General features: G+C 72.6%; 22 protein-coding genes. 14 read left to right on the top strand and 8 right to left on the bottom strand.

Translation table 11 applies throughout. From position 1 onward, the window contains the following. Positions 1 to 618 precede the first annotated feature (618 nt). The 4 genes from ACFWWQ_RS05570 to ACFWWQ_RS05585 all read left to right on the top strand — a co-directional run bounded on the left by ACFWWQ_RS05570 (position 619) and on the right by ACFWWQ_RS05585 (position 5,620). The gene (locus tag ACFWWQ_RS05570; RefSeq protein WP_384590553.1) at positions 619 to 1,683 is read left to right on the top strand and encodes a type III polyketide synthase; all 1,065 of its coding nucleotides are present in this window, start codon (positions 619 to 621) and stop codon (positions 1,681 to 1,683) included. A 535-nt stretch (positions 1,684 to 2,218) separates the two neighbouring features. Beyond that, positions 2,219 to 3,466 (top strand): MFS transporter, encoded by a 1,248-nt coding sequence (locus ACFWWQ_RS05575; protein ID WP_384590556.1) that lies wholly within the window; start codon positions 2,219 to 2,221, stop codon positions 3,464 to 3,466. 71 nt (positions 3,467 to 3,537) lie between these two features. Next, positions 3,538 to 4,185: a TetR/AcrR family transcriptional regulator gene (locus ACFWWQ_RS05580; protein WP_384590559.1), complete on the top strand. Its 648-nt coding sequence runs from the start codon at positions 3,538 to 3,540 to the stop codon at positions 4,183 to 4,185. Between the two features lie 211 nt (positions 4,186 to 4,396). Beyond that, entirely contained in the window at positions 4,397 to 5,620 is a 1,224-nt protein-coding gene (locus ACFWWQ_RS05585) for a cytochrome P450 (RefSeq protein ID WP_384590562.1), read from the top strand. 55 nt (positions 5,621 to 5,675) lie between these two features. Here the strand turns inward: ACFWWQ_RS05585 and ACFWWQ_RS05590 are convergent, their stop codons facing one another. Beyond that, on the bottom strand, positions 5,676 to 7,337 hold the full coding sequence (locus ACFWWQ_RS05590; RefSeq protein WP_384590565.1) for an ATP-binding cassette domain-containing protein: 1,662 nt from the start codon (positions 7,335 to 7,337) through the stop codon (positions 5,676 to 5,678). A gap of 434 nt (positions 7,338 to 7,771) precedes the next feature. On the opposite strand from ACFWWQ_RS05590, the gene ACFWWQ_RS05595 reads away from it, so the two are divergent. Then, positions 7,772 to 8,284 carry a DinB family protein gene (locus ACFWWQ_RS05595; RefSeq protein WP_384590568.1) on the top strand — a complete coding sequence of 171 codons (513 nt, stop codon included), beginning with the start codon at positions 7,772 to 7,774 and terminating at the stop codon, positions 8,282 to 8,284. 67 nt (positions 8,285 to 8,351) lie between these two features. Here the strand turns inward: ACFWWQ_RS05595 and ACFWWQ_RS05600 are convergent, their stop codons facing one another. Further along, positions 8,352 to 8,570 carry a ferredoxin gene (locus ACFWWQ_RS05600; RefSeq protein WP_384590571.1) on the bottom strand — a complete coding sequence of 73 codons (219 nt, stop codon included), beginning with the start codon at positions 8,568 to 8,570 and terminating at the stop codon, positions 8,352 to 8,354. Between the two features lie 4 nt (positions 8,571 to 8,574). After that, positions 8,575 to 9,765 (bottom strand): cytochrome P450, encoded by a 1,191-nt coding sequence (locus ACFWWQ_RS05605; protein ID WP_384590573.1) that lies wholly within the window; start codon positions 9,763 to 9,765, stop codon positions 8,575 to 8,577. Between the two features lie 111 nt (positions 9,766 to 9,876). On the opposite strand from ACFWWQ_RS05605, the gene ACFWWQ_RS05610 reads away from it, so the two are divergent. The 4 genes from ACFWWQ_RS05610 to ACFWWQ_RS05625 all read left to right on the top strand — a co-directional run bounded on the left by ACFWWQ_RS05610 (position 9,877) and on the right by ACFWWQ_RS05625 (position 13,455). Then, positions 9,877 to 10,503 carry a TetR/AcrR family transcriptional regulator gene (locus ACFWWQ_RS05610; RefSeq protein ID WP_384590576.1) on the top strand — a complete coding sequence of 209 codons (627 nt, stop codon included), beginning with the start codon at positions 9,877 to 9,879 and terminating at the stop codon, positions 10,501 to 10,503. Positions 10,504 to 10,730: 227 nt separating this feature from the next. Then, on the top strand, positions 10,731 to 12,155 hold the full coding sequence (locus ACFWWQ_RS05615; RefSeq protein ID WP_384590579.1) for a hypothetical protein: 1,425 nt from the start codon (positions 10,731 to 10,733) through the stop codon (positions 12,153 to 12,155). Between the two features lie 97 nt (positions 12,156 to 12,252). Next, on the top strand, positions 12,253 to 12,807 hold the full coding sequence (locus ACFWWQ_RS05620; protein ID WP_384590582.1) for a GNAT family N-acetyltransferase: 555 nt from the start codon (positions 12,253 to 12,255) through the stop codon (positions 12,805 to 12,807). A 414-nt stretch (positions 12,808 to 13,221) separates the two neighbouring features. Then, entirely contained in the window at positions 13,222 to 13,455 is a 234-nt protein-coding gene (locus ACFWWQ_RS05625; protein ID WP_384590585.1) for a DUF6296 family protein, read from the top strand. A 70-nt stretch (positions 13,456 to 13,525) separates the two neighbouring features. Here the strand turns inward: ACFWWQ_RS05625 and ACFWWQ_RS05630 are convergent, their stop codons facing one another. Then, a complete protein-coding gene (locus tag ACFWWQ_RS05630; RefSeq protein ID WP_384590588.1) occupies positions 13,526 to 13,849 on the bottom strand; it encodes a putative quinol monooxygenase in 324 nt (107 codons plus the stop codon). A gap of 67 nt (positions 13,850 to 13,916) precedes the next feature. After that, entirely contained in the window at positions 13,917 to 14,687 is a 771-nt protein-coding gene (locus ACFWWQ_RS05635; protein ID WP_384590591.1) for a GNAT family N-acetyltransferase, read from the bottom strand. A 446-nt stretch (positions 14,688 to 15,133) separates the two neighbouring features. Here ACFWWQ_RS05635 and ACFWWQ_RS05640 point away from each other — a divergent pair, with 446 nt between their 5' ends. The 5 genes from ACFWWQ_RS05640 to ACFWWQ_RS05660 all read left to right on the top strand — a co-directional run bounded on the left by ACFWWQ_RS05640 (position 15,134) and on the right by ACFWWQ_RS05660 (position 22,121). Continuing rightward, positions 15,134 to 15,988 (top strand): alpha/beta fold hydrolase, encoded by an 855-nt coding sequence (locus ACFWWQ_RS05640; RefSeq protein ID WP_384590594.1) that lies wholly within the window; start codon positions 15,134 to 15,136, stop codon positions 15,986 to 15,988. Positions 15,989 to 16,404: 416 nt separating this feature from the next. Beyond that, positions 16,405 to 17,388 carry an ABC transporter permease gene (locus tag ACFWWQ_RS05645; protein ID WP_384590597.1) on the top strand — a complete coding sequence of 328 codons (984 nt, stop codon included), beginning with the start codon at positions 16,405 to 16,407 and terminating at the stop codon, positions 17,386 to 17,388. A 1-nt stretch (position 17,389) separates the two neighbouring features. After that, positions 17,390 to 18,298, top strand: coding sequence for an ABC transporter permease (locus ACFWWQ_RS05650; RefSeq protein WP_384590599.1), 909 nt, complete (start codon positions 17,390 to 17,392; stop codon positions 18,296 to 18,298). Continuing rightward, entirely contained in the window at positions 18,295 to 20,376 is a 2,082-nt protein-coding gene (locus ACFWWQ_RS05655; protein ID WP_384590602.1) for a dipeptide ABC transporter ATP-binding protein, read from the top strand. Before ACFWWQ_RS05650 ends, ACFWWQ_RS05655 begins: the two co-directional genes overlap by 4 nt. A 77-nt stretch (positions 20,377 to 20,453) precedes the next feature. Next, positions 20,454 to 22,121 carry an ABC transporter family substrate-binding protein gene (locus ACFWWQ_RS05660; RefSeq protein ID WP_384590604.1) on the top strand — a complete coding sequence of 556 codons (1,668 nt, stop codon included), beginning with the start codon at positions 20,454 to 20,456 and terminating at the stop codon, positions 22,119 to 22,121. A gap of 38 nt (positions 22,122 to 22,159) precedes the next feature. On the opposite strand, the gene kdpC is transcribed toward ACFWWQ_RS05660, so the two are convergent. From kdpC to kdpA, 3 genes are read right to left on the bottom strand one after another with little or no spacing between them, the layout of a single operon-like run. Continuing rightward, a complete protein-coding gene (gene kdpC / locus ACFWWQ_RS05665; protein WP_384590607.1) occupies positions 22,160 to 22,777 on the bottom strand; it encodes a potassium-transporting ATPase subunit KdpC in 618 nt (205 codons plus the stop codon). 28 nt (positions 22,778 to 22,805) lie between these two features. Next, the gene (kdpB, locus tag ACFWWQ_RS05670) at positions 22,806 to 24,914 is read right to left on the bottom strand and encodes a potassium-transporting ATPase subunit KdpB (RefSeq protein ID WP_384590610.1); all 2,109 of its coding nucleotides are present in this window, start codon (positions 24,912 to 24,914) and stop codon (positions 22,806 to 22,808) included. Beyond that, a complete protein-coding gene (gene kdpA, locus ACFWWQ_RS05675; RefSeq protein WP_384590613.1) occupies positions 24,914 to 26,578 on the bottom strand; it encodes a potassium-transporting ATPase subunit KdpA in 1,665 nt (554 codons plus the stop codon). The genes kdpB and kdpA overlap by 1 nt, the downstream gene beginning before the upstream one ends. Positions 26,579 to 26,580 lie beyond the last annotated feature (2 nt).

Below are 26,580 nucleotides of genomic sequence, written 5' to 3' on the forward strand. Positions count from 1 at the left end.
CGACCCCCCGTGGCCCGGAGTTATCCCGTTGCCTGGGGGGGGGGGCGGGGCTGCTGTCGGCCGGGCCGCATCGCTGTGCGCACCGCGGGCGCCGCCGAACGGGCGGCGGGAGGAGGACGGCTCCGCCGGGCACCCGGCCCGGCCCGCCACTCGGCCGGGATCGTCGGCCGGGTCTGACCGGCCCGGACGCCCGCTCCCGACGGACCGCACCGCCCGGCGAACCGCTCCCCACAGAACCGCCCCCCGGCCCCGCCTCCCGGACGCCCCGGATGATGCGTCAACCCCCGGGCCATGGCAACCGGAACCCCCACGTACCCGGGCGGAGCGGCGCCCGCCGGTCGACATGCGGCCGTCACCTGGCTGCCGTAACGTAATGCCGAGGGCCAACCACGGTGTGGCGCACCACCATCTGCCCATACGGCGAGAACGAAGTCTTTCGGCGGTCAGCCCGTCAGCGCCCATTTCGGGGACGCACGACGCGGCGGCGCGCAACGCCAACGGCCCGCCTCGCGCCAATGCGCGCATACGCTGCCGCAGCGTCGGCCATCGGCCGGCGAACACCCCGCGTCCCCCCGCAGGGCTCAGCCGTGTGGAGCACCGTCCGCTAGGAGGAGATCCATGGCGGTTCTCTGCAAACCGGCCATCGCAGTACCCGAGCATGTCATCACCAATGAGGAAACACTCGAACTCGCGGAACGGTTGCACGGCGACCATCCGCAACTCGGCCTGATCCTCCGGTTGATCGAGCACACCGGAGTGCGCAAGCGGCATCTGATCCAGCCGATCGAGGAGACTCTGCGACACCCGGGGCTCGACGCCCGCAGCATCGTGTACGAGGAGCACACCAAGGACCGGGTGCCCGCCGTGGTGCGGCGCGCGCTCGACCAGGCACAACTGGAGCCGCAGCAGATCGACTTGATCATCTACGTCTCCTGCACCGGCTTCATGATGCCGCCGCCCACCTCCTGGCTGATCAACGCCATGGGGTTCCGGCCGGAGACGCGTCAGCTGCCGATCGCCCAACTCGGGTGCGCCGCCGGCGGAGCGGCCGTCAACCGGGCCCACGACTTCTGCACGGCGTACCCGGACGCCAACGTGCTGATCGTCGCCTGCGAGTTCTGCTCGCTGTGCTACCAGCCCACCGACCTGGGCGTCGGATCGCTGCTCTCCAACGGCCTGTTCGGCGACGGGATCGCCGCCGCGGTGCTGCGGGGCGACGGCGGAACCGGCATCCGGCTGGAGCGCAACAGCTCGTACATCATCCCGAACACCGAGGCGTGGATCTCGTACGCGGTCAAGTCCACCGGGTTCCACTTCCAGCTCGACAAGCGGGTGCCGGGAACGATGGAACCGCTCGCTCCGGCGCTGTGCACCGCTGCGGAGGAACACGACTGGAACGCCGGGAAGATGGACTTCTACATCATCCACGCGGGCGGCCCCCGGATCCTCGACGATCTCTGTTACTTCCTCGATGTGCCGCCGGAGGCGTTCCGCTTCAGCCGGGCCACGCTCACCGAGTACGGCAACATCGCCAGCGCCGTGGTGCTGGACGCCATGGCCCGGCTGTTCGACGAGGCGTCCGCCCTCGACGGGGACCGCGGCCTGATGGCCGGATTCGGGCCCGGCATCACGGCCGAGATCACCCTCGGTACCTGGGTTTCGGAGTCCGACACGGCGGAGTGAGCCGGGGGTTCGCGGGCGGGCTCGTCCCGGCGGCCCGCGGGCGGGGCGCCGCTGTCGGCGGACCGTCCCGCCCGGCTTCCGGCGGGCCCGCGTCGTGGCTGCCGCCCTCGGCTGAGCCGCAAGGGCGGCGTCGTCGGCCGGAACCCGGACTCCGAGCAGATCTCCAACGGCCTGGGCTGCACCCGTGTGGAGGGCCTGTGTGTGCGGGAGCCGTGGTGGCGGGGGTGAGGCGCAGCGCCTCACCCCTCTCCGCCCTACCGTCACTCATGTCTCGTACGCATCCGTCATGACGAGCGGTAATTTACGCTCCTCTTTCGCGCTCGCTAGAGTGAGGCGGGAAGCCGGTTCCGGAATTCGATAAAGCGGGGGATTCTCTTTTTCGACCTCTTCCTGTCCTGGTGAATTTCGTCCACCAGTCGGGCTTCTCCCCTTTTCTGTTCCCTCTTCCCAGCCCTTTGTCGTTTTTCCTACCCGTGATTTCTCCGGCATCGATCGCCGGGATTCGTACCCCTCCTCACCAGGCCAGGAGAGCGGCATGAGCCGGACGACAGCAGCGCCCGCGCAGGGCGAAACCGATGCCTCCGGGCCCGCCGGAATGGGGACGGCGGCGGGGGTGGCCCTCATCACCGTGCTCACCTCGATGCCGCTTTTTCTCGCCGGCGCCACCAGCACGCTGATCAACCGTGAGTGGGGCTGGGATGCGGGGGATACGGGCCTGTTGCTGGCCGCGTACTGGTGCGCGTCGTTGCTCGGCGCTTTTCTGAGCCGCAAGGTCGAGGTGCCGGTGTCGGCGGAGACCACGGTGGGCGTGGCGAGTTTCGCGACGGCGGTGGGGCTGGCGCTCGGGGCCTGGGCGGGAGGCGTCGGGCTGGTGGCCGGGACGGCGGTCGGCGGCCTCGTCTACGGCTACAGCCAGCCGCACACCAACTCCCTGCTCATGCGGCACTGCGCCCGGCGCGTCCAGGGCTTCGCGTTCGGACTGAAGCAGGCGGCCGTCCCCATGGCCACCCTGCTCGGCAGCGTCGCGGTCCCGGCACTGGCCGTTCCGTACGGCTGGCGCGCGGTCTTCCTGTCTGCCGCCGGGGTCTGCGCGCTGTACGGCGTCGTTGGTCTGTGTGCCCGGCGCGGTGGGCGGGGCGGGGCCCCGGCCCGTGCCGCCGCCCCGCCGTTGAAGCTGAACTCCCAGCTGCTGGGGCTGGCGGTGGCCGGTCTGTGCGGCGCCATGGTCGGGAACTCTCTGGGAGGGTTCCTGATCGCTTCGGGGACCCACGGAGGTCTGGCGCTCTCCACGGCCGGATTTCTGGCCGCCGCCGGTTCCGTCGTGAACATCGCCGTCCGGCTCGCGGCGGGCGTCGTGGTGGACCGCGGCCGCTACGCCCCGCGCGCCCTCCTCTGGCAGCTCTACGCCGTCGGCGCCCTCGGGACGTTGCTGCTCGCCCTGAACGGCGGCGTCGCCGTCACCGTCGCCGGGGCGCTGCTCGCCTTCGGCGGGGGATGGGGCTGGGCCGGGCTGCTGCACTACGTGGCGGGTGTCTCCTTCCCGGCCGCGGCGGCGCGGGCCACCGCCTTCACCCAGATGGGAGTCTCTCTGGGCGGGGCCTGCGGGCCGATGCTCTTCGGATGGCTCGTCACCCGGGAGGGGTTCGGCCCGGCCTGGCTGGTGCTCACCGCCGTGGGGGTGGTGGCCGCGCTGCTCGTCCTCGCGCTCGGGCGCCGGACGGCACGGTCTGCCGATGACGCGGCCTCCGGGGTAACGGAGCGCGAATTTAAGTCAGTTGCTTGACTTGGGTGGAGTCGATCGGGTTGCCTGACCGGGCACGGAAGCGGGGGCGTGGGCGGTCGGGAGGAGACGGTATGCGTGGGGCGGCGCGGGCCGGTCAGGCGGAGGTGACGCGGGCGCGGATCCTGCGTGCGGCGGAGCGGCTGTTCGCCGAGCGGGGGGTCTACGCGGTGTCCAACCGGCAGGTCAGCGAGGCCGCCGGGCAGGGCAACAACGCCGCGGTCGGCTACCACTTCGGCACCAAGGCCGACCTGGTGCGGGCCATCGCCCGTGAGCACATGGGCCGGATCGAGCAGGACCGGGCGCGCCGGGTGGACGCGCTGGACGGCGGCGCGGACATCGGCGCGTGGGTCGGCTGCCTGGTGCGGCCCACCACCGCGCATCTGGCGTCCCTGGGCAGCCCCACATGGTTCGCGCGGTGCTGCGCCCAGGTGATGACCGATCCGGCGCTCCAGGACGTACTCGCCGAGGAGTCCCTCGGGTCACCGGCGCTGGTGCGCACCCTGGAGGGGCTGAACCGCTGCCTGCCCGACCTGCCGCCCGAGGTCCACGTCGAACGGGGCGCGATGGCACGGCAGTTGATCGTGCACACCTGCGCCGAACGGGAACGCGCCCTCGCCGACAACACCGCCACCGCGCGCAGCAGTTGGCACGCCACGGCCACCGGGCTGATCGACGGCATTGTCGGTTTGTGGACCGCACCGGTGACGCGGACCGGCTGACGGCCTCTGGGGCGCTCCGGCCGGTGGCGCCGCCCCGGGGCAGCCGGTTCGCCTGACGCGCCTCCGGGGGACGCCCCTGGCCGGCGATGCCCCTCGGGTCAGCCGGTCCGCCCGGCCCCCCGCCGTATCACCCGACCCCCACGCACCACCGATACGTACCGCACCGGACCCGGCCGTCGGCCCGGCCGGGCGGGCAGACGAGGAGCGACACATGAGCGGCACCGCAGCCCCGCACGGCACGGCCCCGGACGGGATCCACGCGTTCCCGATGGACCGGGCGGCCGGCTGCCCCTTCGACCCGCCGCCGGGGCTGCGGGAGGCGCAGCGGAGCGGGCCGCTCACCCGGGTCCGGCTGTGGGACGGCAGCACACCCTGGCTGGTGACCCGCCACGCCGACCAGCGTGCCCTGCTGGCCGACCCCCGGGTCAGCGCGGACATCACGCGTCCCGGCTACCCCGCCTCCGCGCCCGTCACCGGGAACGCGCGGATGAGCTTCATCCTGATGGACGACCCCGAGCACAACCGGCTGCGGCGGATGGTGACGGCACCGTTCACGGTCCGCCGCATGGAGGCGATGCGGCCCGCCATTCAGCGGATCGTCGACGGTTTCCTCGACGAACTCCTCGCCGGGCCCGCCCCCGCCGACCTCGTCGCCCGGTTCGCGCTGCCGGTCCCGTCACTGGTCATCTGCGAACTGCTCGGTGTGCCCTATGCCGACCACGACTTCTTCCAGGAAAACAGCCGGATACTTATCAGCCGCACCGTCGAACCGGAGCAGCGGGCCGCCGCCCACGCCCACCTGACCGGCTACCTCGACGGGCTGCTCGCCCGGAAGACCGCGGGCCCCGCCGACCTGCTCTCGGGGCTGGCCGGACGGGTCGACGCGGGGGAGCTGACCCGGGAACAGGCCGCCGAGACGGGCGTCCTGCTGCTCCTCGCCGGACACGAGACCACCGCCAACATGATCGCGCTGGGCACCCTCGCGCTGCTGGAGAACCCCGGCCAACTCGCCCTGCTGCGCGACGCCGACGATCCGCGGGTGGTCGCCTCGGCCGTGGAGGAGCTGCTGCGATACCTCACCATCACCCACAGCGGCCGCCGTCGCGCCGTCCTGGAGGACATCGAGATCGCCGGGCAGACCCTCCGGGCGGGCGAGGGCGTCGTCCTCGCCAACGACCTCGCCAACCGCGACCCGGACGTCTTCCCCGACCCGGACCGGCTCGACCTCGCCCGCGACTCCCGCCGCCATCTCGCCTTCGGCTTCGGCGTGCACCAGTGCCTCGGGCAGACCCTGGCCCGTATCGAGCTACAGGTCGTCCACAGCACCCTCCACCGGCGCATCCCCACCCTGCGCCTGGCCGCCGACCGCGACGCTCTCTCCTTCAAGCACGACGGTTCGGTGTACGGGGTGCACGCGCTGCCGGTCACCTGGTGAGGCGGGCGGCCGGTGTGCCGTGTAGGTGCGCGCACCGATAGGCGGCGTCGCGCCGTCAGGCAGGCTCCGGCGCCTCCAGCAGGGCCCGTACCTCCTCGGCGGTGGTCTCCGCCAGCGTTTCGCCGACGAGGAGCCAGCGGGTGATGCCGACGGACTCCAGGAACGGCAGATCGTGCCCGGCAATCACCAGCGCGCCCTGGTAGGACGCCAGCGCGGCGGTGAGCTGCCGCACCCCGGAGAGGTCGAGGTTGTTGGTCGGCTCGTCCAGCATCAGCAGCTGCGGAGCGGGCGCGGCGAGCATCGTCGCGGCGAGCGCGGCACGGAACCGCTCACCCCCGGACAACGTGCCCACCAGCGCCTGCGCGCGATCCCCCTTGAACAGGAACCGTGCCAGCTGCGACCGCAGCGCGTTGTCGGTGACACCGGGCGCCGTACGGGCCGCGTTCCGCGCCACGCTCAGGCCGTCGTCCAGGATGTCCAGACGCTGCGGCAGGAAGCGCAGCGGAACGAAGGTCCGCGCCTCGCCGGACAGCGGCTCCACCTGTCCGGCCAGGGTGCGCAGCAGCGTCGTCTTCCCGGCGCCGTTCCGGCCGATCAGCGCGACGCGCTCGGGGCCGCGTACTTCCAGATCGCCTTCCCGGAGCAGGCCGTGGCGCGGGCGCAGCGCCGTCAGACGGAGCACGGTGCGTCCCGCGGGCACCGCCGTGTGCGGCAGGTCCACCCGGATCTCGGCATCGTCCCGGATCGCCTCCGCGGCCTCCTCGCGCCGCCCCCGCGCCTCCTGGAGGCGGTCCTCGTGGATGCCGCGGACCCGGTCGGCGGACTCCTGGGCAGAGCGCTTGCGCTCCCCGGCGACGATGCGCGGCGCGCGCCGCTGCGCGTCCAGCTTGGCGCTCTGCCGACGGCGCCGGGCCGCCTTGACGCGGCTCTCCTCCAGCTCCCGCTGCTGCCTGCGGACGTCCGCCTCGGCGGTGCGCAACGTCCGTGCGGCCGTGTCCTGTTGGGCGGCGACGGCCTCCTGGTAGGCGGACCAGCCGCCGCCGTACCAGGTCACGGCGGTGGAGCGGAGTTCGGCGATCCGGTCCATCCGCTCCAACAGCTCCCGGTCGTGACTGACCACGATCAGCGCGCCGGAGCGCCAGGAGGCGACGGCCTCGTGGAGCCGCCGCCGCGCGAACACATCGAGGTTGTTGGTCGGCTCGTCCAGGAGCAGCACGTCGGGACGGTCAAGGAGCAGGGCGGCCAGCCGCAGCAGGACCGTCTCGCCGCCGGACATCTCGCCGACGGTGCGGTCGAGACCGAGGGAGCCGAGCCCCAGAGAGCCCAGCGTCGCCAGGGCGCGTTCCTCGATGTCCCAGTCGTCGCCGAGCGTGGTGAAGTGCGCCTCGTCGGTGTCGCCGGACTCGATGGCGCGCAGCGCGGCGCGCCGGTCGGCGATGCCGAGGGCGTCCTCCACCCGCAGGCCGGTGTCGAGGGTGAGGTTCTGCGGAAGGTAGCCGAGGGTGCCGGTGACGCTCACCGTGCCCTCGGCGGGGCGCAGTTGACCGGCCAGCAGCCGCAACAGCGTGGATTTCCCGGTGCCGTTGTCGCCGACGAGGCCGGTACGGCCCCGGCCGATGACGAGGGAGAGCCGGTCGAGGACGGTACTGCCGTCGGGCCAGCGGAACGTCACGCCGGAGCAGGTCACCGAGGCTTGCGGAGCGGGGGGTCGGGACATGGTTTTCTCGCAGTCTGCACGCAGGAACGGGGGCGTCGTAGGCGAGCACCACGCGGCGACCGGCCGGGAAGAGAGGGGTGCGGTCCTGGCAAGGGAGGACGGTTCATGCACCGAGGTCGCATCCGCGCGAGGTCACGGGCGGCAGAGTGCCGGCACGGCGTGACAGGCGTACGGCGGGGCCGTACCGCGCGATGGTCGCGGACCTCAGATGCGCAACGTCCACCTCTATCGGAGACAACAGGACTCCGGAACGGTACCTCAGCCGGGAGCGGGCCGCACCGGGATTTATGGGCGGCCGGTCGGTGCGGGGCGGGGACGGGGCCGGCCGGCGCGGGCCCGGTCGGCCGCGTCCGCCCTGCGCTCCGCCGTCGCCCGTCCCGTCGCCCGTGCGCAGCGCCCGGGCGTTGTCACACCCCCGTGCCACGATGACGGACATGACCACTTCCGAACGCGTCACGCCCCCGATGGACGCCGATGAGCGGACGTCCCTGACCAGCTGGCTCGACTTCTACCGCGCCACCCTCGTCGACAAGTGCGCGGGGCTCACGGAAGAACAGCTGCGCACGGCCTCCGCGCCGCCCTCGCCGCTCACCCTCGTCGGCCTCGTACGGCATCTGGCGGAGGTCGAGCGGAACTGGTTCCGGCGGGTCCTCGCCGGGGAGGACGTTCCCGATCTGTTCCCGGGGGATGCCGGCGCCGACGGGATGAGCGGCGGTTTCGACGGCGCCGGGGAGGCGTCGTCCGAGGACGCGGTGGCGCTGTGGCGGGCCGAGGTGGAGCACGCCCGGCGCGCCTGTGCCGGCCGTTCCCTGGACGACACCGGCTCCCTGGGGGAGGGCCGCGTCACGCTCCGCTGGATACACACCCACCTGATCGCGGAGTACGCCCGTCACTGCGGCCACGCCGACCTCATCCGCGAGCGCATCGACGGCCGCACGGGCTTCTGACGGCCAGGGGCCCGGGGCGCGCCGGGACCTGCCGCCCCGGGGGCCGAGGCGCCCCGGGGCGGCCCGGTCAGTCCCGGGGCGCTATCTCGCGACCGTCCTCCCGCACGGTGATGGCCATCGCCGGGCACAGGTCCGCGGCGTCCAGGGCCAGCTCGTCGTCCCCGTCGATCTCCTCGCGCACCGGCCGGGAGCGGGGGCCGTCCAGGACGAAGAGTCCGGGCGCGGTTCCGACGCAGATGCCGGAGCCGATGCAGCGCTGCGGGTCCACCTCCACCTGTCGGCTCATGGGCTCACCACCCCACCGGCAGGACGCGCGGCCCGCGCACCAGCATCTCGGTCTTCCACTGCACATCGCCCGCGACGCGCAGCCCGGGGAAGCGGGTGATCAATGCGCCGAGCGCCTCCTGGAGCTCCAGCCGGGCCAGCGGCGCGCCCAGGCAGTGATGGACGCCGTGGCCGAAACCGAGGTGTTGGTTGCCGGTCCGGGCGAAGTCCAGGGTGCCGGGGGAGGAGAAACGGAGCGCATCGCGGTTGGCGGCGCCCACCGCGACCAGCACCGGCGTACCGGCCCGCACCAGCGTGCCGCCGACCTCGATGTCCTCGGTGGCGTAGCGCGGCTGGCCCGCCCCGCTGCCCAGCGGCACGAACCGCAGCAGCTCCTCCACCGCACCGGCCATCAGCTCCGGCCGCTCCCGCAGCCGGGCCAGCTCCTCGGGATGGTCGAGCAGGGTGAGGACGAAATTGGGGATCTGCGTCGCGGTCGTCTCGTGCCCGGCGACGAGGATGCCGATGCAGAGATCGACCAGCTCCAGCTCGGAGAGCCGGTCCCCGGCGTCCCGCGCGTCGATGAGCGCCGTCATCAGGTCGTCCTGCGGATGCCTGCGGTGCTCCTCGATCAACTGCCGCATGTAGGCGCGCAGTTCCTCGCGGTTGGCCTCGAACTCCTTCGCCGTCAGCGAACTGGTCGACAGCGCCGCATCGCTCCAGGCCCGGAACTTCGGCCGGTCCTCGACGGGGACGCCCAGCATCCGGCAGATGACCGCGACCGGAATCGGCAGCGCATAGCGGTCCACGAGGTCGGCGGGCGGACCGGCGTCCTCCAGCTCGTCGAGCAATTGGCCGGTCAACTCCTTGACCTGTGGCCGGAGTTTCTCCACCTGGCGCACGGTGAACGCCTTCGCCACCAGGGAGCGCAGCCGGGTGTGCTCGGGCGGGTCCATGCTGAGGATGCCGCTGTCGCGGCTGCCCTCGGACTGTCGCGGCTCGTCGTGTTCCAGCCCCAGTGCGCGGCTGAAGCGCTGGTCACCGAGGACGAAGCGGGCTTCGGCGTACCGCGTCACCAGCCAGGCGGGTTCCCCGTAGGCCATGCGGACCCGCAACAGACCGGGGCGGTTGCGGGCCTCGTCGTACGCCTCGGACAACGACAGGTTGTCGGCAGTGTTGAAGGGATAGGAGAGGGGTGCTGTGTCAGCTGTGGTCACGGTGGTCTCCCTTGTGTAAGCACCTGCTTACAAACGTTAGGCCGCCGGTCCGCGGACGGTCAACGACCGGTTACGGCCGTTATCCTGACGGGCCGTCCGGAAAGGAGCACCATGGCGAACCCCGTCGGCGTACCGGCCGGTTCACCCCGGAGAAGAGACGCGCAGGCCACCCGCCGCAGGCTGCTGGAGGCCGCCGCCGACCTGTTCGCCGAGCGCGGTTACGACGCCGCGACCGTGCGGGACATCGCGGAGCGGGCCGGCGCCAATCAGGCGCTGCTGTTCCGGTACTTCGGCTCGAAGAGCGCGCTGCTGACGGAGGTGATGGCGCACAGCGGCCAGGAGCAGCTGCGGACCACGCCCCCGGAGAAGCTGTTCGAGACGACGCTGCGCGGCATGCTCACCCACCACGGCAAGGACCCCCACGACCGCTCCCTCGCGGTGTATCTGCGCTCCGTCGGCGGTGCCGACGACGCGGCGGAGACGGTGAAGGTGCTGGGGGAGCAGTACACGGACGTGCTGGCCACGCTCTCCGGGGCCGAGGACGCGGCGCTGCGCGCGGATCTCGCCATGGCGTGGCTGCTGGGCATCGGCATGATGCGCGTCGTCGTCGGCCGCGAACCTCTCGCGAGCGCGGACCCGGACGCGGTCTGCGAGCTGGTTCTGGGGCTTCTTCAGCGGCTGCTGGAGGGGATGCCGATGCCGGAGGGGGCGGTGCCGCCGGAGTCCGGGGAGCGGTGACGGCTGGGGCCCGGTGCCGGGCGCCGGCCGTGCCCGATGCCTCGCGCCCCGTGTGCCCGATGGGCCTCGCGCCATGCGGCATGCCCCCATGGGACCGCCGCGTCGCGGGGCCGGTGCCTTCCGGGCCTGCCGCCCTACGGGCTCGCCCCCCGTGTGTCCAACATCCGGGACGTGGTGGGGCGTTCGTGCGGCGGTGTGTCACCGGTGCGCCCTAACCTGGAGGTGGGTTGGCGGAGCTTCAGGGGGTGGGGATGGACGACGGGGGTTCTTTCCGGGCCGAGGCGCGTGAGGGCGGGCGCGTCCACCAGGCGGGCCGGGATCTGCACATCACCTACGGCGGTCCGGCCCCCGCGGCGTCGCGGGAGCTGGACGGCGCGGGGGGCGCCGGAGCCCCGCCGACGCCCGGGGAGCTGCTGGCCCGGTTCACCGACGCGCCGTTGCCCGCACACACCCTCGACCCGCGGGCGCCGGCCGCCGTTCCGCTGCCGGATCCCGGCCCCGCGCCGGAGGCGGTGGCCGCGGCGATCGGTGCGCTCGCCGGGACGGCCGTGCCCGCGGCCTCGCCCGTGGCGCCGGAGGGCACGGTACGGAGCCCGGTCCGCTGTCTGCGTCCGCCCGCCGCCCGGCCCGGCGGACCCGCGCGGCCCGCGCTCGACGCCTGGGCCGCCGCGCTGCTGGACCGCGCCCTGCTACGGAGCGCCGACGACGCCGAACTCCCGCTGTTCGCGCCGCACGTCCGCGCCCTCCTGTGGCGCTCCGGCGCCACGCTGCCCGGGCCGGTCGCGGCGGCCCGGCGCCTCCGGGACAGCTACGAACGGTGCGGTGCCTACGAGGCGGCGCTGCCGTTCGCCGAGCGGATCGTGGCCTGCCCGGCGGGCACGGGCCTCGCCGACGCGCTGGCCCTCGGCCGCCTCCGGGTCCGCTGCGGTGACCACACCGAGGCCGAGGCGGTGCTGCGGCCGGTGCTGGCGCGGGCGGACGCGGCGGCGACCGCGCGCGGCCTGACCCTGGCCGGAAGGACCGGGCCGTCCCTGGGGGAGCTGCTGCGGGAGAACGCCGAGGGGCCCTTCACCGGCAAGCTCTCCACCGTCGACGGCGATGTGCTGGTGCAGGCCGCCGACGTGCTGACCGTGCTGGCCGAGGCGCTTCACGGGCGGCGCCGGTACGCGGAGGGTGAGCGGCTGCTGCACACCGCCACCGGCCTGTACTGGCGGGTCCTGGGCGCCGCCCACCCGGCCCGGATCCTCACCCAGCTCCGGCGCGCCCGCGCGCGCGGCCGCCAGCGGTTGTGGACCGAGGCGCTGGTCCTGCTCCGCGACGCCCTGGCCTTCCGGGACGCCGAGGCACTGGAGCGCGACCATCCCCGCGCGGCCGCGCTCATCCGCCTCACCCATGCCGAGGTGGCCGACGAGGCGGTGCGCTCCCTGGCGGAGGACGGTGCGGGCCGCACCCGCGCCGTGGGCATGTTCCCCGCCCCCGTGGTCCGTTTCCTCGACGCCACCGTCAGCAGACCCCCGAAGCTCACCCCCGCCGACGCCGACCGCCTGGCCACGGAGGCCGCCGAGACGTGCGAGCGCGCGTACGGCCCCTGGCACCCGCGTACCCGTACAGCCTGGGGGCTGGTGGCACGTAGGGAGGCGCCGGGAGAGTAGCGGGGCGTCCGGTCCGGGTACGCGGCACCGGCCCGCCGGGGACAGCCCGGCCGACGCAGGGCTGGGCCCCGTGTGCCGTTGCGTGATCGAATACGGGATGACCTCGTTCTGGACCGGACAGCGCGTACGGCTGCGCGGGATCGAGCCCGGCGACTGGGCCGCGTTCCGGCGCTTCGCCGCCGACGAGGAGCGGTCGGGGGACGTGCTGCGTCCCCCGCGTTCCGCCGAGAGCTTCCGCGCGTGGGCGCGGGAGCAGGCCACCGCCGCCGAGGGTGACTGCTTCCGGCTGGTGATCGAGGCCCTGGACACGGGGGAGACGGTCGGTGCCGTCGGCTCGTCGTACGCGGATCCGCACGCGGGACGGTTCGAGTACGGCATCACGATGGAAGCCGGTCACCGGCGCAAGGGGTATGCGACCGAGGCGGCGGTGCTGTTGCTGCGTTTCTTCTTCGCCGAGCGGCGCTACCACAAATGCGAGGCGCGGATCTTCGCGCACAACGCGGCATCCCTGGCCCTGCACCGTCGGCTCGGTTTCGCGGCGGAGGGCCGCCTCCGTGACCACGTCTTTCTCGCCGGACGCCATCAGGATCTCGTCGTGATGGGCCTGCTGGCCGGCGAGTTCGCCCGGCTGCACCCGGTGGACGTGCCCTGATCCGCACCCCCCGTTCAGCCCCCGTTCAATCCCTCTGATGCGCCGACCGGGCTGCATCCACGAAGTGTTCCAGGGCCTGCCGGAACGGGTGGTAGGCGGCGTCGAGGTGGTCGCGGCCGGTGGGGTCGCCGTCGAGTTCGGCGGTGACGCCGGTGCAGAAGGGGCCGGTCGCCTTCTGGAGGGCGAGGGCCGCGGCGGCCGCTTCGGGCGGGCCCTCCAGTGCGACGACGCGGGTGCAGCGGCGGATGCGGGCGTACTCCGCGATCTCGCGGCCGTGCAGCTCGCGGAGGGCGGCGAGGCGTTCGGCGGAGGCGGGGCGCCGGAGGACCGCGGAGGTCTCCCAGTACAGCTCGCCCGGCGGCCCGGGGTGCGAGACGATGGAACAGTCGACAACGCATCACCGAAGAGGCACCCATGGAGTATCCGGAAGCCTTTGAGCTGGTGTTCCAGGCGTCCGCCGTCGCCGACGACGTGGTGGTCGTCCGGCGCACCGCAGCCGCCGGGGCGGGCGGATACCCGGTCTACGAGGACGAGACGGGCATCGTCCGCGCCGAGATCAGCGACCGCGGTGAGGTGCGGATGCTGGCCAGCGGCGGGCACCAGGAAACCGGCGTGCCGCTCCTGGTCCGCCCCCTGAAACCGTCCTGACCCGGACGCCGTACGGATTGTGGCCCGCACCGCGGGGTCCCCCGTACGGCGGCCGTGACGCGGCCGGGTGTCAGCCGATGACCAGCTCGCCCATGGCGCTCCAGCTGGTGGCGCCCTCGATGGTGGTGCTCACGATCTCGGGGGTGTGCCGCAGCAGCGGGCGCATGGTCTCCAGCCCGGCACGGAAGTGGTCGGAGGTGACGTGGGCCTCGGCGGCGTCGTCCTGGAACGCCTCGACGAGGGTGTAGGACAGCGGGTCCTCGACGCCGCGGGACCACTCGAACCAGAGGTTGCCCGGCTCCGCCCGCGTGGCCTGGGTGAACGCGGCCACGTGCGACGGCCACTCCTCGGCGTATTCGGGCTTCACCGGAAACTTCACAACAATAAAGATCATTCGGTGATTCTAGGTCGTCTCCGGCGGGCGGGATCAAGGGGTCCCGCCGCGTCGCCGCGGTGGCGGATCAGGCGGCCATCGGCGGCGCGGGCGCGATCCGGGCGGTCACACAGGGGTCGCCGGTGCGGTAGCCGAGGCGGTCGTAGAGCCGTTCGGCGGGGGCGTTGCCGCCGAGCTGCCACAGGGTGCACACACCGTCGTTGCGGACGGCGTGCCGGGTCAGCCAGGAAGTGAGCGCGGCGCCCAGGCCCTCGCCGCGCCGGGCCGCGTCGGTGGCGACGGAGACCATCAAGGGCGCGCCGCTGTCCCGCAGGCGGCTCAGCGCCCCGCACGCCACCAGCTGCCCGGCGTCGTCGCGGATCCCGGCCCAGAGGCTGACGTCGGAGGAGCCGGGGCCCGTGGAGTGCCTGGGGTTGTGCTCGGCGAGGAAGGCGCGCAGCGCGTCGTGGTCCGTGGCGTCCAGGGCCTGGACCCGTTCCTCCGCGGCGTGCGGGGGCGGCTCCTGTTCCGTCCAGCGGAAGACCCGCTCGACGGCGCCGGTCACCGGGAGGTGCCGCCCGACCAGGACATCGGAGCCACGCGGCACGGTGAACTCCCGCACCCGGTCCGGGAGCCCGTGGGCGGCGCGCAGGACGAGGCCGGCGGCGGCGTCCGGATCCCCGACGCTCAGCACCTGTCCGCGGTCGAGCCAGGCCACGGCGCCGGTGCCGCTCCAGCTGATCCGGTCGGCCGGGCGGCGCCGCGCGACGCCGAAGCGCAGCAGAGCGGTACCGTCCCGCGACTCCAGACCCTGACCGAGCGGGTCCGTGGTGCGGGGGGCGGGTGTCGTTGCCTGCATAGCTCTCTCGGGGGCGTGGGGAGGCCGCGTCCCCGGGTGCGCGGGGGCGCACCCGGAGAGGGCCGTGTCGGGAAGTGGAGGGTCCGGTAGCGGCAGCGCAGACGCGCGCCCGGCCGACCGGACGTCCACTGTCGCACACCGCCCCGGCCCCGGCGCAACTCCGCGAGGCCGCCCGCTCACCTCGCCTTCGCAGGGTGGGTCGCGCCCAGGCCGTGGAAGTGCAGGCGGGCGTTCGTGAGGGCCATCGGACGGGGGGTCGGGGCCGTCGCCGTGCGCCGGGCCGAGCGGGGGTGCCGCACCCGGTACGGCCCGGCCTCGCGCACGGGGCGCCGTACCGGCACAGCCCGGCCGCGCTCCCGCCACCCCGGGCAATCCACCCCGCCACCCCGACCACTTCACACCCGCCCCCGCTTGTCGCGCCGCACGCTTCCGTTGGACGCTGGGGCATGCAGACTCTTCCGACCTTCGTCCTCGTTCACGGGGCCTTCGCCAACTCCTTCTCCTTCGCGCCGCTCCAGGCCGAACTCGGCCTTCTGGGGCACCGGTCCGTCGCGGTCGACCTGCCGGGGCACGGGTTCGAGGCGACCTTCCCCGCCGCGTACCAGGCGCCGCAGGACCTCGACGCGCTCGCCACGGAGCCGGGCGGCATCAAGGATGTCACCCTCGCCGACGCCGTCGCCCGCGTCATCGCCGCCCTGGAGCGGGCACAGCGGAACGGTCCGACCGTGCTCGTCGGCCACAGCCGGGGCGGCATCACCCTCACCGCGGTCGCCAACGCCCGGCCCGACCTCGTCGACCGCCTCGTCTACGTCTCCGCGTGGTGCCCGGTCGATCTCGATGTCGCCGGGTATTACGCCGAGCCGGAGATGGCGGACGCCGATCCGGCCGCCCTGGCGACGGCGCTCGTCGGGAATCCGGCGGAACTCGGGATGCTCCGCACCAATTTCCGTACCGCGGACCCGGCGGCGCTCGCCGCGTTGCGGCAGACCGTCGGCGCCGACCTCACCGACGACGAATTCCGCACCTTCCTGAACACCTTCCAGCCCGACGACAATCTCGACGCCGGAACCACCGCCGACTGCGCGCAGGAAGCGAGCTGGGGCCGCATTCCCAAGACCTATGTGCGGCTGGCCGAAGACCTCGCCATTCCGCTCGGTATGCAGGACCGGATGATCCGCGAAGGAGACGCGCTCACCCCCGGTAACCCCTTCGACGTCCATACGCTCCCGGGAAGTCATCTGCGCTGGCTCGTCCACCCGGAGCCCGCCGCCGAACTGCTCGGGAGCCTCGTTACGGGCTGATGTCCGCCCTGGTGGCCGGTGGTGCGGCAGTGCCCCACCGGCCGCCGGTGCCGTACGGGCCGAATGGATCCGGCCGGCGGGCCACTCACCTTCCTGGCCACCGGAGTTGATCCCGCGGAAAGCGGCAAGGAAAGGGCGTATTCCCGGAAGAAGGAGCTTCCCGGAAGTGCTTTCCGGGCGGGCCGATACCCGTAGGAGACGCACCGCATAGGGAAACCGGGAATACCGCCGATTGCTACAGCGGTATGTCGGTCTCGTGGCGGACGCAGGCAAAGTCTGGTGCCGGTGGCGAAGCGCCGACAAGACTGGCGTTCGCACGTTTGTGCTTACATCCCGTCTTCCCGGAAAGCTCCACGGCACATGCAGAAATCCCGCAGACCCGGCGCCCCCGCGGCCCGCCCCAGGAGGTGGCGCGCGTGCTGCGCCATGTGACGCGTAAGGCGGCGGGCTGGCTGCTGATGATTGTGGTCGCCACCAACGCCACCTATTTCCTGGCGAGTTGGTTCCTCGACCCGCGCGCCAACTTCCGGGACCTGCGGCCGGTCCGCACCGAGGCGCAGATCGACCGGGCCCTCGCGCCCTACCACCTGGACCCGCAGGTGCCGTTGGTGCACCGGTGGTGGGACTGGCTCACCTCCGTCGTCCTCCATTTCGACTGGGGCAAGTCCCCCACGGGCGTCTCCGTCAACGGGGAGATCGGCTACCGCTCCCTCGTCAGCGCCGAACTGGTCGTCATCGCCACGCTCCTGTCCGTACTGATCGGCGTCGCGCTGGGCGTGTACACCGCATCGCGGCAGTACGGCTGGGCCGACCGTGTCACCCAGGCCGTCTCCATCGTGGTGCTGAACATCCCGACGTCCGTCGCCGCCCTCGCCGTGGTCTTCGTCGCCATCTGGCTCAACCAGCACGCCGGGCTGCACTTCCTCTACGTCGCCGGGGAGAACTCACCCCACGTCGAGGGGCTGCTCCCCACGATCGGCGACCGCCTCCTCCATCTGATCCTGCCGACCCTGACCCTGACCCTGATGGGATACGTCGGCTACCACCTGACCCAGCGGTCGCTGCTGCTCGACACGCTCCACGCCGACTACGTCCGCACCGCCCGCGCCACCGGGCTCACCCGCGCCCAGGCGATCCGGCGCCGCGCGTTGCGCACCGCGCTCATCCCGACGGCGACCTCCGTGGCGTTCAGCATCCCGGCGCTCTTCACCGGCGCCGTCATCACCGAGACGATCTTCGGCTGGAACGGCATGGGCCGCTACTTCCTCCAGACCATCGCCAAGAACGATGTGCACGGCACCGTCGCCACCGCCGCCTTCGCGGCAGCCCTCACCGCCGTCGGCGCGATCCTCGCGGACCTCGCCACCGTCTTCCTCGACCCGAGAGTGCGGGTGAGCTGAGATGGCCACCGACACGGAAACCGGCGCCCCGGCCCCCGCGCCGCCCGCCCACCGCCTCGGCCGCCTCTACCTGCGGCGTTTCCTGCGCAACCGGCTCGCCGTCGCCGGCGTGGCGATCTTCGTCCTGCTGGTGCTGTTCAGCGCGCTCGGCGGGCTGCTCACCCCGTACACGTACGCCGACACCGACTTCGCGGCGCTCACCCAACCACCCGGCGCGACCCACTGGTTCGGCACCAACCAGGGCGGCAACGACGTCTACGCCTCCGCCGTCCACGGTCTCCAGCGGTCCCTGGTGATCGCCGTCAGCGTCTCCGTGCTGACCGTCGTCGTCGCCGCGGTCGTCGGCTCCGGCGCCGCGTACTTCGGTGGCCGGATCGAGCGGGTGACGCTCGCCGTCCTCCACTTCCTGCTGGTCGTCCCCTCCTTCCTCATCCTCGCGCTGGTCTCCCACCGCCTCGCCGGTGACTGGCGGGTCCTCATCGTCGTGCTGACGGTCTTCGGCTGGATGTCCACCGCCCGCGTCATCTGGTCCGTCTCGACCTCCCTGCGCGAGAGGGACTATGTGACGGCGGCGGAGTTCATGGGCGTCAGCGCGCCGCGCATCATCCTGCGGCACCTCATCCCCAACCTCGGCTCGCTGCTGATCGTCAACCTCACGCTCGGCGTCGTCGCGACCGTACTGAGCGAAACCGCCCTCTCCTTCCTCGGGTTCGGCGTCCAGACCCCGGACATCTCCCTCGGCACGATGCTCGCCGACGGCGCGGGCACGGTCACGAGCGCCCCCTGGCTCTTCGCCTTCCCCGCGGGCCTGGTCGTCCTGCTCACCGTGTCGATGACCTTCGTCGGCGACGGGCTGCGCGACGCCCTCGACCCCACTTCCGTGACCGGCGCGGCTGGAGGCCGACGATGACCCGTACGACGACCCTGCCCCGCCCGGCACCGCGGCCCGGCACCACCACCCCCGTGCTCTCCGTCCGGGACCTGCGGATCTCCTTCCCCTCCGAAGCCGGGCCCGTCGAGGCGGTCCGCGGCGTCAGCTTCGATCTGCTGCCGGGCCGCACCCTCGGCATCGTCGGCGAATCCGGCTCCGGCAAATCAGCCACCGCGATGGGCGTCATGGGCCTGCTGCCGCCCGCCGCCGACATCGGCGGACAGGTGCTGCTGAACGGCCGTGACCTGGTCGGACTCGGCGACAAGGCGCTCTCCGGGGTACGCGGCGCCGACCTCGGCATGGTCTTCCAGGACCCGCTGTCCGCGCTCACCCCGATCTTCTCCGTGGGCCGGCAGCTCTCCGACGCCCTGCGGGTCCACCAGGACCTGACGAAGCGGGCCGCCTGGGACCGCGCCGTCGAACTCCTCGACCTCGTCGGCATCCCCGACCCGCGCGAGCGCGCCCGCTCCTTCCCTCACGAGTTCTCCGGCGGTATGCGCCAGCGCGTCGTCATCGCCCTGGCCATCGCCAACGAACCGTCCGTCCTCATCGCCGACGAACCCACCACCGCCCTCGACGTCACCGTGCAGGCCCAGATCCTCGACGTGCTGCGGGTGGCACAGCGGGAGACCGGCGCCGGGCTCGTCCTCATCACCCACGACCTCGGCGTCGTCGCCGGGCACGCCGACGACATCGCCGTGATGTACGCGGGCCGCATCGTGGAACGGGCGGGCGTACGGGAGCTGTTCGACCGGCCGGTCATGCCGTACACCGCCGGGCTGCTCGCCGCGGTGCCCACCGTGGACAGCGGGGTGCGCCGCCCCCTGATCCCCATCGGCGGGGAGCCGCCCGCCCTCGTCGGTCCGCCGCCCGGCTGCGCCTTCGCCGGCCGCTGCCGCGTCGCCGTCGACGCCTGCCGCACCACCGACCCCGCACTGCGCGACGTCCCCGGGCACGGGCAGGCCGCCTGCCTGCGCGCCGACGAGGTGGCCGACGGCACGCTGGACCCCACCGGGACCGCCCAGGGCGGCGAGTCCGGCACCGTCCAGGGCGGCGCCACGCCGGGCGAGGTGGTGCTCCGCGTCGAGGACCTGGTCAAGACCTTCCCCGTCACCAAGGGCGCCGTCCTCAAACGCCGGGTCGGCACCCTGCACGCCGTCAACCGCGTCAGCTTCGAGCTGCGCGCCGGGGAGACCCTGGGTCTGGTCGGCGAGTCCGGCAGCGGCAAGACCACCACCCTCCTGGAGATCCTGCGGCTGAAGCGGCCCGAGGGCGGACGCGTCGAGATCGCCGGGACCGATGTCGCAACCGCCGGAGCGCGCGTACGGGAGTTGCGGCGGGACGTCCAGATCGTCCTCCAGGACCCGCTGGGCGCCCTCGACCCGCGGCTGCCGGTCCACCACCTGCTCGCCGAACCCCTCCAGGCCATGGGCGCCGACCGCGCCACGATCCGCGCCCGCGTCCCCGAACTGCTGCGCCTGGTCGGCCTGGACGGTGCCGTGAGCGACCGCTTCCCGGCCGCGCTCTCCGGCGGCCAGCGTCAACGCGTCGGCATCGCCCGGGCCCTGGCGACCGAGCCGAAACTCCTCGTCCTCGACGAACCGCTCTCCGCCCTCGACGTGTCCGTACAGGCCGGCGTGATCAACCTGCTGGCGCGGCTGCGGCGGGAACTCTCCCTCGCCACCCTCGTCGTCGCCCACGACCTGGCCGTCGTCCGCTACCTCTCCGACCGCATCGCGGTGATGTACCTCGGCCACCTCGTCGAGACCGGTCCCACCGAAACGCTCTTCGCCGACCCCCGGCACCCGTACACCCGGGCGCTGCTCTCCGCGATCCCGGTGCCCGACCCGGAGCGTGAACGCACCAGGGAGCGCCTGGTGCTGGAGGGCGAGCAGCCGAGCGCCACCCGGCTGCCCGAGGGCTGCGTCTTCGTGGGCCGCTGCCCGCTGTACCGCCTCGCCGGTGAGGACCTGCGCCGCCGCTGCCGCACCGAACGCCCGGCCCCGGCCGCCGCGGACGGCGACCCCGGCCACCGCTACGCCTGCCACGCCGCCTGACCGGACCCGGCCCGGCCCGCACGGGCAACCGAACCCCCTCCCGCACGCTCCCCGAAACACGAAGGAACCCTGCCGCCATGCGCGCAAGACTGGTCCTCCCCGTCGCCCTCGTCGCCGCCGTCTCCGTCGCCGCCACCGCCTGCCAGGCGCCCGCCGCGAAGGACACGGCCGGCGGCCCCAGGACCGCGTCGGCCGCCGTCGACTACAACCCGCAGCCCTACGACAAGATCAAGGACGGCGGCACCTACACCACCGCCGGGACCTTCGACGACCAGGGCAACCCGTTCAACGTCAACGCCACGCTGACCGCGGCCCGCGTCTGGGGCTGGTACAACGCCGACGCGATCACCTACTCGCCCGCCGGTGAGGTGTGGTACAACCCCGACTACTACAGCGACGTGAAGGTCACCGTCGACGGCGGCGACCAGACGGTCGTCCTCACGCTCAATCCGAAGGCCACCTTCAACGACGGCACCCCCATCGACTGGACGGCGATCCACGCCACCTGGAAGGCGAACAACGGCTCCGACAAGGAGTTCGCCGCCTCCTCCACGGACGGCTACGACCGGATCACCGCGGTCGAGCGCGGGAAGACCGCCAAGCAGGCCGTCATCCGCTTCAAGGGCGTCAACCCCGCCTGGCCGGCCCTCTTCAGCACCTTCCTGCACCCCAAGGCCGCCACGGTCGGGAACTTCAACAAGGCGTACGTGAAGAAGGCCCACCCGGAGTGGGGCGCGGGCCCGTACACGGTCGGCAGCTGGGACACCCACTCCGGCAACATCACCTTCGTCCGCAACCCCACGTGGTGGGGGAAGAAGGGCAAGCTCGACAAGCGCGTCTACGTCAACCTGGAGTCGACGGCGGCGGTCAACGCCTTCAAGAACGGCCAGCTCGACTACACCTCCGCCGTCGACGCGGAGAGCCTCCAGCAGCTCAAGGGCCTGAAGGGCACGGAGATCCGCAGCGGCGGCAGCCCCTTCGAGTACTCCCTGAACTTCAACACCAAGTCCCCGATCCTCGCCGACAAGGCCGTCCGCAAGGCCGTCATCGAGAGCGTCGACCGCCCGCAGATCGCCCGCATCCAGTTCCAGGGCCTCGACTACAAGGAACCGCTGCCCGGCTCGGCCGTGCTCTACAGCTTCCAGAAGGGGTACGAGGACAACGTCGCCGCCGTCCTCAAGCACGCGCCGGCCCAGGCGCCCAGGACCCTCGACGCGGCGGGCTGGAAGACCGGCCCGGACGGCGTCCGCGTCAAGAACGGCAAGAAGCTGGAGATCGGCTACACCCTCCTCGGCGACGATCCGCTGGGCAAGGCCACCGCGGGCGCCCTCGCCGCCATGCTGAAGCCCGCCGGTATCCACCTCGTCATCAAGAAGGGCGACGACGCGGACTTCGCGAAGATCCTCAACGAGCGCCGCTTCGACCTGATCCTCTCCGGCAACCGCTCCATGGACCCGTTCGGCGCCCGCTACCTCTGCGACTTCTACTGCTCCGACCGCGACTCCAACCTCACCGGCGCGGGCACCCCCGCCCTCGACAAGGAGATCCGCGCCACGGCCGACATCGCCGACCTGGGCAAGCAGGCGACGGCGGTCAACAAGGCCGAACGGAAGGCGCTGGCGCAGTACGCCTTCCTGCCGCTGTTCAGCGGCCCGTCGACGTACGGCGTGAAGAAGGGCCTCGCCAACGTCGGCGCGACGATTTTCCACACCCCACTGCCGGAGACGGTCGGCTGGCAGAAGTGACGCCCGCGGCCGACGCGGACCGGGCGTCCCGCCCCGCGCTACCGCCCCTGCCCGGCCAGCGCCCGGTTGAGGACGACGACATTCACCCGGGGCTGCCCCAGGAACCCCAGCTGGCGCCCCTGGACGTGCCGGTCGACCAGGGCCCGGACGCGGGCGGGGGAGAGCCGTCGGGCCCGGGCGACCCGGCCGGCCTGCTCGTACGCGTACGCCGGGGAGATGTCCGGGTCGAGGCCGGAGCCACCGGCCGTGACCGCGTCCGCCGGGACGGCCGCCGGGGGGACCCCGTCGAAGGCGGCGACGGTGGCGCGGCGCGCCCGGATGGCGGCGGCCAGCGCCGGGTTGTTCGGCCCGAGGTTGGAGGCGCCGGATTTCCCCGGGTCGTAGCCGGAGGCCGACGGGCGGGGCTGGAACCACGCCGGGTCGGGCCGTGCGCCGCGCGCCCGCGGCAGGGTGAAGTTCTGCCCGAGGAGCCGCGAGGCCACCGGCCTGCCGTCCACCGTCAGCAGCGAGCCGTTGGCCTGCCCGGGGAGGACCGCCTGGGCGATGCCGGTGATGAGCAGGGGGTACGCCAGCCCCGTGATCACCGTGAACACGAGCAGCATCCGCAGGGCCGCGAGATGGTGGCGGAGGACCGTGGGGAGAGCGGTGCGTGTCATGGGCGTCCTCTCCGCCGCCGGGCGGCGGTCAGCGCAGACCGGGCAGGAACTGGATGACGAGGTCGAGCAGTTTGATGCCGAGGAACGGCAGGACCAGCCCGCCGATCCCGTAGACCCAGATGTTGCGGGCGAGCAGCCGGTCCGCGGAGGACGGCCGGTAGCGGACGCCGCGCAGCGCGAGCGGGATCAACGCGACGATGATCAGGGCGTTGAAGACGATCGCGGAGGTGATCGCGGAGGTCGGGCTGTGCAGCCGCATGATGTTGAGCCCGTCCAGGCCCGGGTACACCGCCGCGAACATCGCGGGGATGATCGCGAAGTATTTGGCGACGTCGTTGGCGATGGAGAACGTCGTCAGGGCGCCGCGGGTGATGAGGAGTTGTTTGCCGATCTCGACGATTTCGATGAGTTTGGTGGGGTTGGAGTCGAGGTCGACCATGTTTCCGGCCTCTTTGGCGGCGGAGGTGCCGGTGTTCATGGCGACGCCGACGTCCGCCTGGGCGAGGGCCGGGGCGTCGTTGGTGCCGTCGCCGGTCATCGCGACGAGTTTGCCGCCCGCCTGTTCGCGTTTGATGAGGGCCATCTTGTCCTCGGGGGTGGCCTCGGCGAGGAAGTCGTCGACGCCCGCCTCCGCGGCGATGGCCTTGGCGGTGAGCGGGTTGTCGCCGGTGATCATGATGGTTTTGATGCCCATCCGGCGCAGCTCGTCGAAGCGCTCCCGCATGCCTTTCTTGATCACGTCCTTGAGGTGGATGACGCCGAGCACCCGGGCCGCGGGGGTGCCGCCGTCCCGGAGGACCTCGCCCACCACCAGCGGGGTGCCGCCGCTCGCCGAGATGCCGTCGACGTGGTGGCCGATCTCCGCGGTGGGATGCCCGCCGTTGTCGCGGACCCAGCGCATCACCGCGGTCGCCGCGCCCTTGCGCAGCGACCGGCCCTCCGCCACCCCGCCGAGGTCGACGCCGCTCATCCGGCTCTGCGCGGTGAAGGGGACGAACCGCGCCCCGTGCAGCTCGCCCTCGTCACGCCCGCGCAGCGCGTGCCGCTCCTTGGCGAGGACGACGATCGAGCGCCCCTCGGGCGTCGCGTCGGCGAGCGACGACAGCTGGGCGGCGTCCGCCAGTTCGCCGATGTCCACGCCGTGCGCGGGCAGGAACTCCGCGGCCTGCCGGTTGCCGAGGGTGATGGTGCCGGTCTTGTCGAGCAGCAGCGTGTTGACGTCGCCCGCCGCCTCGACGGCGCGGCCGGACATCGCCAGGACGTTGCGCTGCACGAGCCGGTCCATCCCGGCGATGCCGATGGCGGAGAGCAACGCGCCGATGGTGGTGGGGATCAGCGCCACGACCAGGGCGGTGAGGACGACGAGGGTCTGTCCGGCACCGGCGAAGAGGGCGAAGGGCTGCAGCGTCACCACGGCGATCAGGAAGATGACGGTGAGGGACGCCAGCAGGATGTCGAGCGCGATCTCGTTGGGCGTCTTCTGCCGGGCCGCACCCTCGACCAGCGCGATCATCCGGTCGATGAAGGTCTCGCCCGGCTTCGAGGTGATCTTGACGACGATGCGGTCCGAGAGCACCTTCGTCCCGCCGGTGACGGCCGACCGGTCGCCGCCCGACTCCCGGATCACCGGCGCCGATTCCCCGGTGACGGCCGATTCGTCGACGCTGGCGATGCCCTCGACGACATCACCGTCGCCCGGGATGATCTGCCCGGCCTCGATCACCACATGGTCGCCCTGCCGCAGGTCGACGCCGGGTACCTCCTCCTCGGCGGCGTCGGCCGTACCGGGCCGGTAGCCGGTCAGCCGCCGCGCCATGACCGTGGTCCGGGCCCGCCGCAACGACTCCGCCTGCGCCTTCCCCCGGCCCTCGGCGACCGCCTCGGCCAGGTTGGCGAAGAGGACCGTCAGCCACAGCCACGTGGTGATCACCCAGGCGAAGACGCTCGGCGTCTCGGCGGCGGCCAGCGTGGTCAGGGCCGCGCCGACCTCCACCACGAACATCACCGGGTGACGGAACATCACCCGCGGATCGAGCTTGCGCACGGCGCCGGGCAGGGACCGCACCAGCTGTCCCGGGTCGAGCAGCCCGCCCGAGACCCGGTCCCGGGCCGGGGTGGAGAGACCGGGCGTGGACATCAGTGCAGCGCCTCCGCGATCGGGCCCAGGGCGAGGGCCGGGAAGTACGTCAGACCAACGACGATGAGGACCACGCCGGTCAGCAGCGCGATGAACAGCGGCCGGTGGGTGGCGAGCGTGCCCGCGGTGACCGGGACGTGCCGCTGACCGGCGAGCGAACCGGCGAGCGCCAGCACGAACACCATCGGCAGAAAGCGGCCGAGCAGCATGACGACCCCGAGGACCGTGTTGTACCAGCCCGTGTTCGCGCTCAGCCCGGCGAACGCCGAGCCGTTGTTGTTCGCCGCGGACGTCAGCGCGTACAGCACCTCCGAGAAACCGTGCGGACCGCTGTTGAGCATGGCCGCCCGCTCGCCGGGCAGTGCCATCGCCAGGGCTGCCCCGGTGAGAGCGAGCGCGGGCGTGGTCAGCAGGTAGAGCGAGGCGAACTTCATCTCCCGGCCGCGCAGCTTCTTGCCCAGGTACTCGGGCGTCCGGCCGACCATCAGCCCGGCGACGAAGACCGCGACGATCGCCAGGATGAGGATGCCGTACAGCCCGGAGCCCGTACCGCCCGGTGCGATCTCGCCCAGCATCATGTTGAAGAGCGTCATCCCGCCGCCGCCGGGCGTGTACGAGTCATGGGCGGAGTTGGTGGCGCCGCACGAGGTGAGCGTGGTGGAGACGGCGAACAGCGCCGAGCCCCAGATCCCGAACCGCGTCTCCTTGCCCTCCATCATCCCGTCGGCCGCCCGCCCGGCGGCGCTGCTGACGCCGTGCAGTTCGTTGACGGTGACGGTGACGAGGGAGGCGATCCAGAGCAGCGCCATGACGGTCACGATCGCGTAGCCCTGCCCGTGGTCGCCGGTCATGGCGCCGAAGGTCCGCGGCAGGGCGAACGCGATCACCAGCATCAGATAGGTCTCGATGAGGTTGGTGAGGGCGGTGGGATTTTCGAAGGGGTGCGCGGAGTTCGCGTTGTAGAAGCCGCCGCCGTTGGTGCCCAGCTGCTTGATGACTTCCTGGGAGGCGACGGGTCCGCCCGTCAGACTCTGGTGACCACCCGCCAGGGTCGTGACGTCCTGGGCGCCGTGGAGGTTCTGGATCACCCCGGAGGCGGCCAGGACGAGCGCGAAGACGAACGCGAGGGGCAGCAGGACCCGCAGCACGATCCGGGTCAGGTCCACCCAGAAATTGCCGACCTGGTCGGTCTGCTTCCTGGTGAAGCCGCGGATCAGCGTGGCGACGACGGCGATGCCCACGGCGGAGGAGACGAAGTTCTGCACCGTGAACCCGGCCATCTGCACCAGATGCCCCATGACCGACTCGCCCGCGTACGCCTGCCAGTCGGTGTTGGTGACGAACGACGCCGCGGTGTTGAACGACAGGTCCGCGGGGACGGCGCCCCTGCCGAGGGAGAGCAGCAGAAGGTTCTGCAGGCGCAGGAACGCGTACAGGAACAGCACAGACACCGCGGAGAACGCGAGGGCGCTGCGCAGATAGACCGGCCAGCGCTGCTCCACCGCGGCGTTCACCCCACCCGCGCGGTGCACCAGCCGCTCGACGCGCCCGTGGCCGGTGGCGGTGAGCACCCGCGCGAGATGGTCACCCAGCGGGCGGTACGAGAGGGCCAGCGCCGCCACCAGCAGCAGCGCCTGGAGGCAGCCGGCGAGCGTGTCGCTCATCC

This window comes from Streptomyces sp. NPDC059080, assembly GCF_042739975.1.
GTDB classification, from domain to species: domain Bacteria; phylum Actinomycetota; class Actinomycetes; order Streptomycetales; family Streptomycetaceae; genus Streptomyces; species Streptomyces benahoarensis.